The organism is Pseudoalteromonas rubra, assembly GCF_005887115.1.
GTDB lineage: Bacteria > Pseudomonadota > Gammaproteobacteria > Enterobacterales > Alteromonadaceae > Pseudoalteromonas > Pseudoalteromonas rubra_F.
The window spans coordinates 15,161-28,626 of record NZ_PNCJ01000005.1; the positions used below are offsets into that span (position 1 = coordinate 15,161).

11 protein-coding genes are annotated in these 13,466 nt (G+C 48.8%); 7 read left to right on the top strand and 4 right to left on the bottom strand.

Annotation, left to right across the window (positions count from 1 at the left end):
* Positions 1 to 18: 18 nt before the first annotated feature.
* Both CWB98_RS01090 and CWB98_RS01095 read right to left on the bottom strand, forming a co-directional pair.
* The gene (locus CWB98_RS01090) at positions 19 to 1,473 is read right to left on the bottom strand and encodes a di-heme oxidoredictase family protein (protein ID WP_212751119.1); all 1,455 of its coding nucleotides are present in this window, start codon (positions 1,471 to 1,473) and stop codon (positions 19 to 21) included.
* Between the two features lie 28 nt (positions 1,474 to 1,501).
* Positions 1,502 to 2,107, bottom strand: coding sequence for a glutathione S-transferase family protein (locus CWB98_RS01095; protein ID WP_138543148.1), 606 nt, complete (start codon positions 2,105 to 2,107; stop codon positions 1,502 to 1,504).
* 123 nt (positions 2,108 to 2,230) lie between these two features.
* Between CWB98_RS01095 and CWB98_RS01100 the strand changes: the two genes are divergently transcribed.
* A complete protein-coding gene (locus CWB98_RS01100; protein WP_138543149.1) occupies positions 2,231 to 3,166 on the top strand; it encodes a LysR family transcriptional regulator in 936 nt (311 codons plus the stop codon).
* 74 nt (positions 3,167 to 3,240) lie between these two features.
* Here the strand turns inward: CWB98_RS01100 and CWB98_RS01105 are convergent, their stop codons facing one another.
* Complete coding sequence (locus CWB98_RS01105; protein ID WP_138543150.1) at positions 3,241 to 4,143, bottom strand: LysR family transcriptional regulator; 903 nt, start codon at positions 4,141 to 4,143, stop codon at positions 3,241 to 3,243.
* Between the two features lie 109 nt (positions 4,144 to 4,252).
* Between CWB98_RS01105 and CWB98_RS01110 the strand changes: the two genes are divergently transcribed.
* A complete protein-coding gene (locus CWB98_RS01110; protein ID WP_138543151.1) occupies positions 4,253 to 5,023 on the top strand; it encodes an SDR family oxidoreductase in 771 nt (256 codons plus the stop codon).
* Here the strand turns inward: CWB98_RS01110 and CWB98_RS01115 are convergent.
* On the bottom strand, positions 5,020 to 7,077 hold the full coding sequence (locus CWB98_RS01115; RefSeq protein WP_138543152.1) for a TonB-dependent receptor plug domain-containing protein: 2,058 nt from the start codon (positions 7,075 to 7,077) through the stop codon (positions 5,020 to 5,022). The two genes, CWB98_RS01110 and CWB98_RS01115, sit on opposite strands and share 4 nt — an antisense overlap.
* 376 nt (positions 7,078 to 7,453) lie before the next feature.
* Here CWB98_RS01115 and betI point away from each other — a divergent pair, with 376 nt between their 5' ends.
* From betI to CWB98_RS01140, 5 genes are all read left to right on the top strand, one after another.
* On the top strand, positions 7,454 to 8,044 hold the full coding sequence (gene betI / locus CWB98_RS01120) for a transcriptional regulator BetI (protein ID WP_054016320.1): 591 nt from the start codon (positions 7,454 to 7,456) through the stop codon (positions 8,042 to 8,044).
* 1 nt (position 8,045) lies between these two features.
* Positions 8,046 to 9,509, top strand: a complete 1,464-nt coding sequence (betB, locus tag CWB98_RS01125) for a betaine-aldehyde dehydrogenase (protein WP_138543153.1) — start codon at positions 8,046 to 8,048, stop codon at positions 9,507 to 9,509.
* Between the two features lie 16 nt (positions 9,510 to 9,525).
* Positions 9,526 to 11,193: a choline dehydrogenase gene (gene betA, locus CWB98_RS01130; protein WP_138543154.1), complete on the top strand. Its 1,668-nt coding sequence runs from the start codon at positions 9,526 to 9,528 to the stop codon at positions 11,191 to 11,193.
* 136 nt (positions 11,194 to 11,329) lie between these two features.
* On the top strand, positions 11,330 to 12,547 hold the full coding sequence (locus CWB98_RS01135) for a BCCT family transporter (protein ID WP_138543155.1): 1,218 nt from the start codon (positions 11,330 to 11,332) through the stop codon (positions 12,545 to 12,547).
* Between the two features lie 12 nt (positions 12,548 to 12,559).
* Positions 12,560 to 13,264, top strand: coding sequence for a TorF family putative porin (locus CWB98_RS01140; protein ID WP_138543156.1), 705 nt, complete (start codon positions 12,560 to 12,562; stop codon positions 13,262 to 13,264).
* Positions 13,265 to 13,466: the final 202 nt, after the last annotated feature.

The window sequence follows — 13,466 nt, forward strand, 5'->3', positions numbered from 1 at the left end:
GCTCATTCCTTAGGTATCTTATTTTTCTACAACTTGTAGCGATTTCAAAAATTTAATAATGCTCTTTTGCTCAGAAAGCGGTAATAGCGAGAAGTGGTCACGGCTTTGGCGTGCCTCCCCACCGTGGTACAGGATGGCCTCAGTAATGGTCGTGATATCACCCCGGTGACCATAAGGCGCTGAACTGCCTACATCCCATAGCTTTCTGGTAATAAAGAACTCACTCCCCGGGCGGCCATCCTGTGACGGGCGAGCCTGATCGAGTGTCTCATTACAGAAAAAGCGAATGGCATCTTCACGCTCCACCGGATCACACAAATTGTGGCGTTTCAGGTCGGTATAGGCCCAAACTGTGGCACTGCCATCTGGGTTTTTCTTTAAGCGAGGCTTTGGGCCTTGCTTGGTCATATCCCAGCGCACTGAACGACTGGTATCACGGAAAGTATGGGACGCATTAAGCGGGCTGGGCTCAGAGAACACCGGCGTATCCAGCTTCAGTGCCGGTACGTGGCAGCTGTTGCAGCCAATCTCGTTAAACTTACGCTTGCCAAGACGCACGGCTTTGCGCTCAGCACGGGCTCGCGGCATCACCTGAACCGGCACGGGTAAGCTGGCCTGATACACCGATAGTGCCGTGATGTCACCGACCGATAGCTCTCTTTCCACACCATCTTCATCGTGATCTTTATCGAACCCTTTGCCTGGGTTTAAGTCAAAGCGCTCTTCTGCCTGCATACCGTGGTGATGGTTCATCGCATCGACGGTAAAGTGACGCAAAGTGGCAATGTTGCCCGACTGGTTAAATGGGCGGACCATCAGATCCGTATTAATGCCTTCACTTTCCACCACCAATCCGCCTTCCTTGCGGATATCAAAGGACACTCCTTTTGAGACTAATGTGTGCTCCCCGTCAGGCAGGGCTTCTGCCTGGGCACGCAGATCATAGGTCATTTCTCGGGCTACCATTTCAATGGCACCTGCACCATGCATACCCGGTGTATTCCTTTCGTTACTAAACTGATTAGACACGGACTCTGTAACTGGATCTAAACGCTGTGCCAGTATGAAAGCGTTAACCACAAACTCGCCTGACCCACCTATGGCTGGCTGAGAGTGACACCCGGCACAGGAATTCGTTTCGGGTGATGAGGTACGAATAAAAGCGGGCTGATCCGGAGCACGTTTTACGCCACCGCCGGTCGTCGCCGGGCGACCCTGACCATCACATTTATTAAACTTGGCAACGAAAAGATCTCTGCCCATTTTATGGATCTGCTTTAAAGTCGCCTTTCCATTTGCAATATCATCATGTTCAATATGCTTTTTAATCGCCCCTTCTTCGGGATAATCAGTCGGACAAGCGGCCTCTACTGATGCACTTATCACACCAGACAAAACCAATGGAACGGCCATCAACAGGTGACGGCCAATTAGTGTATTTACTCTATTTTTTGTGCGTATGTAGCTGTTCATGGCCCCTCCAATTACATACAATGCAGGTTTATTTTTCTGGTAATGTGCGATAACCGGGCAGCTGCTCGAAACGTGTAGCCCAGTCAAGTACGCGTGGAAAATCGCTCAGACTTGGCTCAAGTTTGATAACCAAAGCGACGTAACTGTATAGCGCAATATCCGCAAGGGTGGCGTGTGAGCCTGCCAGCCATGGCTGCTGCTCCAACTGTTTACTCATAAGAGAAAACAGTTTGATAGTCATTTGCATAGCTTGGTCTTCATTGCCTGGTTTACCCAGTACTCGGATCCCTCTTAACGCGACAGGGCCGGTGCACAGCTCGCCCGCAGAGAATGCAAACCAGCGCTGGATCTCTACCTGGGTTGACAGATCATCTGGATACCAGATTCGCTGTTGGTCGTATTGTTGAGCAAGGTAAAACAAGATAGCGTGGGAGTCGGTGACCGTTTTGTCTCCATCGACCAACACAGGTATCTTGCCGGCTGGGTTAAGACGTAAAAATGAGTCAGACAAATGCGCCTTGGTTTTTAAGTCAACGGTCAAAGTCTCTATGTTTAACCCTAACATTGATGCAAGAGTGAGAACCTTGTGACTGTGCCCTGACATCGGGTGATAGTACAGCTGAATATTACTCATGATAGCAACCTAATGCTCCCTATATTGGTGACATGCGGAGCATTAGACATTAAAATTTTCATAGAATAAACATACAAAACGAAAACACTGATCACACAAAACGAAAACAAAAGGACCTAACTTGTGGACACTATAGAAGGCTTTAGAGCAGTTATCGCGGTCGCTGAAACCGGCTCATTTACGGCAGCAGCTTTACGACTGGGTATTTCGAAGTCCGTTGTCAGTAAATACGTCAATGCGGTTGAGAATCAACATGCAACCAAGATATTTAACCGCTCAACCAGAAAGGTTTCTATGACTCGGGCTGGACGACATTTTTATCATGGTATCGTCCATGTATTGAACGAATATACCTCACTGGTGGATCAGGTCAGTGAGGAAAGCACTAAATGTACAGGTCTGCTCAGGATCACTACCTCGGTGACATTCGGAGAACAAGTTCTAGCGCCCAAGTTACCTAAGTTTATGTCTTTATATCCTGATATCCAGCTGGATTTAGAACTTAATAACCGCAAAGTCGATTTAGTCGAAGAGAGTTTCGATCTGGCTATCAGGGTAGGCTCCACTGAAGTTCAGGACTTTGTAGCAACACAAATATGCCAGTTTCCGATGGCGTTATGCGCAACACCTGAGTATATAAAACAACACGGTCAACCTGAGTGTGTCAGAGATCTCAATGCGCATGTCTGGCTCATTGATAAGAAAATGCCAATTAACGACTGGGTAGATGACAAAGATACCGATCAATGGGATGCATTGTTTACGTCAGCCCCGATTTCAGTCAACAGCCCCAATATTCTGAAGACACTGGTCAAATCCGGCGCCGGGGTTGCATTGATCCCTAAGTTTTTGGTCGAAGAAGAGCTAGCAGAAGGTACGCTTATTCAGCTAATGAAAGACGCCATTAAACAACCATTAAGTGTCCATGTTATTTACCCAGAGAATAAGTATATTCCAGAAAAATCGCGCGTTTTTATCAACTTTTTGAAACAGCAATATGGCGACAATCCAGTCGATCCGCTGACACAAGGGAGCAGGTTGCTCAACGCTTTGATATAATCACCCAACATACATTATCATGACTCAGTGTACAAAGTACTCGAAGATTGATAACGGCTCTGCTGAACATATCATCACGCACCTGTTCCGGTATCAAAGCTGTGCTTGCAATGCTGGCTTATCATATCGATGAAACACCGGATCTTGGCAGGAACATACCCTCCGGGTCGATACAAAGCATGGATTGGAAACCCTTCCAACTGATAGTCAGGGAGCAGTGCCACCAGCTCACCTTTATTCAGCGCTTCTTCAAAGGCCCAACGCGGCCCAAGGTGTACCCCTTTACCAGCCAAAACCAGCTGTCGAACTGCAGACACGCTGTTAACTGTAAAGCCCCCTGACACTTTGACTCGTGATGTTGTTTCACCTTTTTTTATACTTACCTGACTGTTGGCCTGAGCGCGCGAATAGAATATAAACTGGCACCGACTCAGCCCGGATGGATCCGTTACCCCATCAATCTGCTCCAGATAACCCGGGCTGGCAACCAGTACACGCTCAGCAGTGCCCAACCCTCTGCAGATCAACCCTGAATCCGGCAGCATGCCAACACGTACTGCCACATCAATACCATTGGCAGTCAGATCTTCAAAATGACTGCCCAGTAACAACTCGACTTTAAGGTCAGCATAAGCGGCCCGCATCTTGTTCAGTACAGGTACAATAAACTGAGTACCAAAATCAACTGGCGCAGCGACCGTCAGGGTTCCACTGGGTTGATCCTGCAGACCTCGCAGACGACTTTCCAACACAGCCTGTTGCTCAGCAATGTGTTTTAGCCCTTGAAAATATACGAGCCCGGCCTCGGTTGCCTGAGATCGCACCGTAGAGCGATTGATCAGTTTAACACCCAGATGGCGCTCCAGCGCAGCCACTTTGCGGCTCACTGATGAAGGGTCCGTATTCAATTGCTCAGCTGCGCCTTTGAGGCTACCCGCCTCAATCACTTTCAAAAAAGTGAGTTCATTTGTGTTCATTACTTTTTGCGATATATGCAATTAATAAATGAAAATTTATGGCATACCTGAAACAAACGCAAGCGGCTAAGCTTACTTTCGTCAATTAACCCACACAGGAGAGCGTATTATGTCTACTTCAAACACCCTTGTTGATTTGACCGGTAAGGTCGCGATTGTTACTGGTTCTGCCCGAAACATGGGACGTGCTTTTGCTATTTCACTGGCAAAGCGTGGCGCCCATGTTGTCGTACACTATCACAGTGATGCGTCGCTTAACGATGCTGAGCAAACCGCCGCCGAGATTGCTCAGATTGGCAGACGAGTACTATTAGTTCAGGGCGATCTGAGTCAGGAAAGTCAGGTTCAGGCCCTGTACCAACAGACTCTGGAAGCCTTTGGCCGCGTTGATATTGTCATAAACAACGCCGGAAAAGTCCTGAAAAAAGCCATTGCAGATATTTCTGAACAAGAGTATGACCAACTCTTCGCGATTAATACCAAGGCACCATTTCTAATGATGAAGCATGCTGCTGCGCATGTTCAGGATCAGGGTCGAATCATCAATATGGGCACGTCATTATTGGGCGCATTTACAGGCCTTTACGGCGCCTATGCCGGTGCCAAAGCCCCACTTGAAGACTTTACCCGTGCACTTGCTAAGGAAATTGGCGGTCGGGGGATCACTGTCAATGTGGTCGCACCAGGCCCGATAGATACCGCATTTTTCCACGGCGAAGAAAATGCTCAGTCCGTTGCCTATCTCAGTGCAGCCAGCGTGCTTAATCGTCTCGGTAACATAGATGACGTCGTACCTATGATTGACTTTCTGGTCAGTGAGGAGGCGCGTTGGATCACGGGTCAGACTTTATTCGTTAATGGCGGCTTTGTTACCCGTTAAAAACGATATGACCAACTCAGGCGCCAGTTTCGTGGCGCCTGAATATACTTAACAGGAGACACACCCCGCGCGTTACCATGATAATAGGTTTCGTCGAACAAATTCTCGATATGCAGGCCTATACGACTGTTACCGCTTGTGTAAGTCAGATTGACATTGAACGTTGTCCAGGCGGGGATGGTGACTATCTCAGTGCCACTTTGCTGAAAGCGATTGGCTTCGGTCAGTACTTTATCCCAATGATCGATAAACGCAGAGATCTGCCAGTGTTGATCCAAAGTGTAACCCAAACCCAGTTTAACCTTGTGATCTGGTACATTCAGCACCACAGATTGCCCTGCAGCCTGAGTTTTATCCGGTGAGACATACCGTATGGCCAGCTGCCCATGCCAGCGCTGAGCCTGCCAACGCAGCTGATTTTCCCAGCCAGACACTCTGTGCTCTCCGGCCACTATGGTGCGCCAAATTTGGGTATTAGGGTCCTGTACTTTTTGATAAAAGTTCTTTGCCTGCATACTATACAGGGCTGAGATATTGGCAAACTCCACCCCATGCCAACTGAATTTACTGCTCCAGTTAAGCTCATACATCTGCATACTTTGCGATTCGATCTTGTCATCAACCACCAGATCGAACTCAAAAATCGTCGGCGGACGAAATGCTTTGCCATAGGTCAGTTTGAGTGCCTGATCGGGGTTTGGCTGATAGACCATGCTGACGCGGGGCAACCAGCTCGCATTAGTATAATCCTGACGGTGGTACCTGAGTCCGGCATTGACTTTGAGTGTTCGCTCACCAAAGCGCCACGACCTTGAATACTGGCCAAACACAGCGTGCTTATCCGAACGTTCTTTGTCTGTCGGCCAGGAGTCAGGCGTGACCAGTTTAATTCCTTCAGCGGTTCGCCGATATTTAACTTTGCGACCAATTTTAGTGCGCCAGCCATCATATCCCAGGATCCAGTCCTGGCCGGAACCGGCCTGGTAGGTCCATTGGGTATTGAGTCGTATTCTGTCCGAAGGCCCTATGTCTTCACGTTCTGTGTATAATGCCAGTTCTTCATAACGCGTCGCCTGATCAGAGTTATCCACACTGAGGCGATATTTTTCTTTATACTCACGAAAATAGCTCAGTTCAACATTGCCCGACCAATTTGCGCCAGACTGTAGATTCTTGCCTAAATAGTAACTACTGTACCCCCGATACGCATCATCTCCGGTAATATAATCAAACGCGACCGCTTCTATTCCACTGACATTGGTGGTGCGCGTGAGGTTATTGCCAAGATAAAACCAGGGAGTCGTCAGGCGGCTGTCCAGCGTAATATTTTTCTCTTGATTGCGAAAATCATTGGGGTTGTGGTTTCTTAATGCATCTTTGCCGTTGCGACTGAACGCTTCATCATCGACCAAAAATTCACGTATTTCATGATAATCCTGATCACTTTCAAAATAGCTGGCCGACACCCCCAGTTCAACCTCACCTTGCCGATAATGAAACAGACCATGCCCATGGCGCGTTCCTGCGTCACCAACCAGTAATGACACTTGGTTCACACCACTGTCCAGGCGAGTGATCACATTGATCACCCCTTGCGTTGCATTACCACCATACAGCGTAGAATTTGGCCCTTGTAATATCTCTACCCGTTCAATTCTGGCGCTCGGGAAGTTATTCATAATGAAGGCTTCATTGGCCAACAGGTTTTGCACTTCACGGCCATCTATCAGCATCAGGGTTCCCGACATATTCCCGGTAAACCCCCGCTGACCTCCTGGTAACCAGGACCACTGATAGAAATAATCCATGTTGGGAACGGAGGCGAGGATCTCTTTCAAATCGCGCCAACCATAACGCTCAATATCTGAGCGATTAATCACGTACACAGTGCCGGATGAAGCCAACCAGGATTCGCTCTTACGAGCTGCCACGGTCACATCCTGATCGAGTAGCTCCTCAAATGACATTGCAAAGAGCGCATCCCCCTCCTGTGCCAATGTCATTGAACTATGCGAGATCACGCAGATAAATAAAGAGGTAACTAATCGGGCCATATACTGCTTACTTAACAAGAAATCTCTGGCAAGTATAGCTAAGCATTTTGACTTTTGAGTGAACTAGAGCATTTACACACCGCAACTCAAATAAGCGGACTTATCAGTCAATACTTTTGCAGTCAGCACAACAAAAAAACTATCTACTGCTGAGTGTTGGTACATCACTCTTGTGATAGATGGTCGAATTCCGGCCAAAATAGAAGCACATACAGGACAAATTCAATTTTCATTCAATCCCATATAATTATTTAAATATCATAAAGATAGAAATAAACGAGTGAGAGATTTAGTATCGTTTACAAAATGTCAACCTTGAATTCTCCACCTGTTCACCTTAAAATTTATTTTTATTGAACGGTCAATTAATAAAAACATGCCTAAAGTCGGAATGGAACCTGTGCGTCGCCAACAACTGATTGAGGCGACCTTACAGTCAGTGGCTGAGCTTGGATTACAAGCCACCACGATTAACAGCATCAGTAAAAAAGCAGGTATGTCTTCGGGGATCATTAGCCACTACTTTGGTGGTAAACAAGGTCTCATAGAAGCGACTGTGCGTTACCTCCTGAGCAGTCTGCAACGCAGCTTATTGCAACGGACATCACAGGGGTGTACGCCTGAGCAGCGCCTAATGTTTATTGTCGAAGCCAACTTTGCCGTGGTGCAGCAACAACGAGACACCACCCGTACCTGGCTGAGTTTTTGGGCGCACTCCATGCATGATCCTGAATTACATCGTTTACAGCGCGTCAATGCGCGCCGACTTTACAGTAATTTATTGTACTCGTTTAAACAGTTAATGGCCCCGGGCGAAGCGCGTGAAGCTGCTGAGCTGGGTGCCGCTATGATCGACGGCCTGTGGCTCAGAGCCGTTCTCAATAAAGCCGATGATGCGCAGTTTGACAGCGCGCAGGATCTGGCCAAACGCTATATCCAGTCCCTCATCCAACAATTTGGAGTCTAATATGTCCACACCGCTCTACCAGAACTTTATTCACGGCCGCTACCTTGCCAATCAGACCGGCGAGCAGTTTGCGGTAAAAAACCCCGCGACCGACGAAGTCATTTATCACGTTGAAGTGGCCGATGCACACATTCAAAAAGCGGCCATCGACAGCGCCAAAGCCGGGTTTGCGCAGTGGTCAGCCATGACCCCGATGGAGCGCAGCAGAATTCTGAATAAAGCGGTGGCGCTGTTGCGTGAGCGTAATGATGAGCTGGCTAAAATTGAGGTGCTGGACACGGGCAAACCCTGGCAAGAAGCCGAGTGCGTTGACATTCAAACCGGTGCCGACGTGATCGAGTACTTTGCCGGGCTAGCGCCTGCTCAGGTCGGCCAACAACAAATGGTTGGCGATGATTTTTACTACACCCGCAAAGAGCCTCTGGGCATTTGTGCGGGCATTGGCGCCTGGAACTATCCGCTGCAAATTGCTTGCTGGAAGTCTGGCCCGGCGCTGGCTGCGGGCAATGCCCTGATCTTTAAACCATCTGAAGAAACGCCACTGGGTGCAATGAAACTGGCTGAGATCTTTATTGAAGCAGGTATGCCAGCAGGTGTCTTTAATGTTGTGCAAGGTGCCGCCGAAGTCGGACAATGGCTGACACTGCACCCGGAAATTGAAAAAGTCTCGTTTACGGGTGAAGTGGGCACAGGCAAAAAAGTCATGCAAAGTGCGGCGTCTAACCTCAAAGACGTGACCATGGAGCTGGGCGGTAAATCGCCGCTACTGGTATTTGACGATGCCGATATCGAACAGGCGGTCAGTGCCGCTATGCTGGGCAACTTCTACACCCAGGGTGAGATCTGCACCAACTGTACACGCGTCTATGTGCAGCGCGGCGTGTATGAGCAGTTCCTTGAGCAGCTTAAAACCCGCACAGAACACAATATTATCGCCGGTGATCCCCTTAATCCCGAAGTAAACCTGGGCGCCTTGATCTCGAAAAAACATCAGCAGCTGGTGCTGGATTACATCGAACAGGGCAAGCAGGAAGGTGCAACTGTGCTGACCGGAGGTCATGCCCTGAGCCCAGCTTCGGCACCTAACGGCTACTTTGTTGCCCCCACCATATTCACCGACTGTCACGAAGACATGACCATAGTCCGCGAAGAGATCTTTGGTCCGGTGATGTGCGTCATGGTGTTTGATGACGAACAAGAAGCGATTAACCGTGCCAACAATACGCACCTGGGTCTGGCGGCTGGGGTATTCAGCCGCGATATTCAGCGTGCACACCGCGTGATCCACCAGTTACAGGCTGGCATTACCTGGATCAACGCCTATGGCAACTCACCCGCCGAAATGCCGGTTGGTGGCTACAAACAATCCGGTATTGGCCGTGAAAATGGCATTGAAACACTGGATCACTACACCCAGACCAAGTCTGTTTACGTAGGAATGAGCCAAATCGAAAGCCCATTTTAAGCAAAGGAGCCAGATTATGAAAAAAGTATTCGACTATATTATTGTCGGTGCTGGCTCAGCAGGCTGTGTACTGGCAAATCGATTGTCCGCCAATCCACAACACCGGGTGTTACTGTTAGAAACGGGTGGCAGCGATAAGAGCATCTTTATTCAGATGCCTACGGCGCTGTCTATTCCTATGAATACCGACAAATACGCCTGGCAGTTTCATACCGAGCCGGAGCCGTATCTGGACAACCGGGTGATGCATTGCCCGCGCGGCAAGGTGCTGGGTGGTTCGTCGTCTATCAATGGCATGGTGTATGTACGTGGCCACGCCAGAGATTTTGATGAATGGCAGCAACACGGTGCGCAGGGGTGGGATTATCAGGCTTGTCTGCCTTACTTTAAGCGTGCCGAAAGCTGGTATCTGGGCGAAGACTCGTATCGGGGCGGTGAAGGCCCGCTCGGTACCAACAATGGTAACGAAATGGCCAACCCGCTGTATCGCGCATTTATCGAAGCCGGTGCACAGGCAGGATATGCCGAGACTGACGATTACAATGGCGAGCAGCAGGAAGGCTTTGGCCCGATGCACATGACGGTAAAAGATGGCCGTCGCTGCTCTGCCAGCCGCGCCTATCTCGACCCTGTAAAGGGGCGTGACAACCTGACAATCGTCACCGGTGCGCTGGCGCACAAGGTGCTGCTGGATGGTAAACGCGCTGTGGGCGTGGAATATCAATGTAAGGGCAAAACCCATCGTGCCACAGCCGAGCGCCGCGTGATCTTAAGTGCCGGACCAATCGGCTCGCCTCACCTGTTGCAACTGTCGGGTATTGGCGATCAGGATGCACTCAAAGCCGCAGGCGTTGAGGTACAGCATCATCTGCCCGGCGTCGGTAAAAACTTACAAGACCATCTGGAGTTTTATTTCCAGTACAAGTGTAAGCAGCCCATTACCCTCAATGGCAAACTGGACTGGTTCTCTAAAGGGTTGATCGGAGCACGCTGGATCCTCAACAAAACCGGCCTGGGTGCAACCAATCATTTTGAATCTTGCGCCTTTATCCGCTCCAAAGCGGGTGTTGAGTGGCCAGATCTCCAGTATCACTTTTTGCCCGCAGCCATTCGCTACGATGGCAAAAGTGCGTTTGACGGACACGGTTTCCAGGTCCATATTGGTCACAACAAACCGAAAAGTCGCGGTGAAGTCACCATTAAATCGGCCGACCCGACTCAGGCCCCCAAGATCCAATTTAACTATCTGGCACACCAGGAAGACATCGAAGGCTTCCGCGCCTGTGTTCGCCTGACCAGAGAGATCATCGAGCAACCAGCCTTTGATGCCTACCGCGACGGTGAAATTCAGCCAGGCAAAGACGTACAGAGCGACGCCGAGATCGATGCCTTTGTACGCCAGGCCGTCGAAAGCGCCTATCACCCGTCCTGTTCATGCAAAATGGGCGAAGACGACATGGCCGTGGTGGATTCAAACACCCAGGTGCATGGTATCGATGGCCTGAACGTAGTAGATTCGTCTATCTTCCCGACGATCCCCAACGGCAACCTCAACGCACCAACCATTATGGTCGCGGAGAAAGCCGCAGACATTATTCTGGGCCAGCCGGCCCTTAAAGCAAACAATGCTCAGGTTGCCATTCACAGTCAGTGGCAAGCAGTACAACGTAGCACGGAGATTTAACAAAGCCACCTGCGGCCCAACCGGGCCGTGGGGTCTGCAGTGGTGCGCGATACAAATTGGTTGTATCGGGTTAATGCGGAAACAATAAAAAACGGAGAGACAATGAGTTATTTCTACTTATTTTGGGAGGGTGACAATGACAGTATGGCTTAGTGCAGGCATTGTATTTACCCTAATTGCGATTGCTTTTATTTTATTAAAATGGGGGAACCTACGCTGTGTCGGTGTGACACCGGTTAAAACCTTTACCTTTATTGCTATTTTATTTACGTCCGGTCTGGATGTCGGACTTATCATGTTTCCGCTGACGGAGTTTGCGGGTTACGCAGACATAAAAGCAAGCCCAGAATATGCGTTTGCCAATCCACTCGCCATCGAATTTGGCTTTTGGGGCTTCCTGATCTGGGGATTTTATTTTCTGACGTGTTTTTATTTCTGCGTAATAGAACCTAAGGTGAAATTTTTCGAGATCCCTTGGGTTAAATTCATCAATAATGTAGTTATTATTGGTACTTGCGCCTTTACGGCCTATCTGCTGCTATCTAACCTGCCCTGGTATATGCCAAGTGTGGGCGATGGCGAGTCCATTATTCCGACCTTTTATCTGATCGTATTCGCCGCCATTTGTTTTGCGGTGTATTCGAGCACCAGCCTGAAGTACGTGCGTATTCTGAGTATTTCTACAACCTGGATGTTCATCGCTCTGATCGCCTTTATGTGGGCCTCTGCATTTGTATTTGGTGACAGTGAAATAAGTGCCTTCACCAACAATATTGCGCTGTTGGGCGGCTACTTTAGCAATCTCAACGAGTTTGTATTACCACTTAATGATTATCATGAATTTTACCTGTTCTGGTGGTTTGCATGGAGCATCATGATAGGTCAGTTCACTTCACGCTTTGTCGGTGGTCTGAAAACCTATCAGGTACTGGCGGCCATGCTGGTGTTCCCGTCTATTCCTATCGCCGTGTGGTTTAGTGTGTTGTATCACTACCATGAGGCAGGTATTGACACCGCAGGGATAAAAAATCTGGCGATGGTCATTGTTGGCGTGATCTTTGTGATCAACTCTCTGGATTCATTAATTAGACTGTATACCGATAACCTTGGCCTAACGGTTAAAAAACTCGGGAAACGCAACTATATTTTATTTAATATTGCCGCCCTGTCGTTGCTGACGCTGCTATTTAAACTAAACTTTTTGCAGATACAATGGGTTGGTGCACTGGTTATTGCGCTCTTTTTTGGTTGTTTTGGCTATATTTGCTACAGCAAGTTCAAAACAGTGGCCAATATTACCCGTTCACCCAAAGAGAATACCATCGACTTCAGCCGTATCGAGACCGTAAACTAAGGTTCAAAAGAAATGAAAATAAATTTTAAAACTACACTCTGCGCACTTCCTCTGGCCCTGCTGTCGAACATGGCTGTAGCTGGCTGGTCAACCACCATTACCGGCACCTCGGACTATACTTTTAACGGGGTGTCACAGACACAGAGCGACCCGACCATTCAGGGTAGCCTGGACTACGCAGCCGATGCAGGCTGGTATGTGGGCACCTGGGCCTCAGGGGTAGACTTTGGCGATGACACAGGCCATGAGTGGGACTTTTACGTTGGTCGCTCTTCGGAGCTTTCCAGCGCCTGGTCGGTAGACTATGGTATCGCCTACTACACCTATCATGGTGGTGATGCATCCAGCGACTATAACTACCCTGAAGTCTACACAAAGTTTGCTTACGCAAGTAGCCTGGGTACCACCAATGTTAACTTCTGGTATAGCTGGGACTACTTTGGTGTTGATGTCGGTCATAGTATTGTGATGCTGTCGCATACCTTTGATATCGCCGATAACCACTCAATTACCCTCAGCGGCGACGTATCTAACTCATTCGATGCCGAGAAATATGCCTGGGATGGCCTCGACAGCTCTTACACCCACTATGCAGTGTCTTACACCACCACGCAGTTCGATTTCGATCTCACCTTTACCGTGGAAGACACCACCATAGATGGCGAGCATACCGACGAGCGCTTTGTGTTCTCGATTGCACGCACGTTTGATTTATAATTCAACAGAGCACAATGAGGGTACTTCTGTGCCCTCATTATTATACTTAATCTGCACGTAAAGCCGTTTCTCTGGCAATAATGGTGCTTGATGCTCACTGTCTTCACTTATACTCAGTGCATAGATGCTCAACTCATACTGGGCCTCATTCTGTATAGTGAGTACTGAGTCATTGCGTCCACCGAAACTTCACGGTAACTGA

Coding starts and splice junctions, on each gene's coding strand:
- CWB98_RS01135 (WP_138543155.1), top strand. CDS start 11,330: ATGACAGTATGGCTTAGTGCAGGCATTGTATTTACCCTAATTGCGATT.
- betA (WP_138543154.1), top strand. CDS start 9,526: ATGAAAAAAGTATTCGACTATATTATTGTCGGTGCTGGCTCAGCAGGC.
- CWB98_RS01105 (WP_138543150.1), bottom strand. CDS start 4,143: ATGAACACAAATGAACTCACTTTTTTGAAAGTGATTGAGGCGGGTAGC.
- CWB98_RS01115 (WP_138543152.1), bottom strand. CDS start 7,077: ATGGCCCGATTAGTTACCTCTTTATTTATCTGCGTGATCTCGCATAGT.
- CWB98_RS01090 (WP_212751119.1), bottom strand. CDS start 1,473: ATGAACAGCTACATACGCACAAAAAATAGAGTAAATACACTAATTGGC.
- betB (WP_138543153.1), top strand. CDS start 8,046: ATGTCCACACCGCTCTACCAGAACTTTATTCACGGCCGCTACCTTGCC.
- CWB98_RS01140 (WP_138543156.1), top strand. CDS start 12,560: ATGAAAATAAATTTTAAAACTACACTCTGCGCACTTCCTCTGGCCCTG.
- CWB98_RS01110 (WP_138543151.1), top strand. CDS start 4,253: ATGTCTACTTCAAACACCCTTGTTGATTTGACCGGTAAGGTCGCGATT.
- betI (WP_054016320.1), top strand. CDS start 7,454: ATGCCTAAAGTCGGAATGGAACCTGTGCGTCGCCAACAACTGATTGAG.
- CWB98_RS01095 (WP_138543148.1), bottom strand. CDS start 2,107: ATGAGTAATATTCAGCTGTACTATCACCCGATGTCAGGGCACAGTCAC.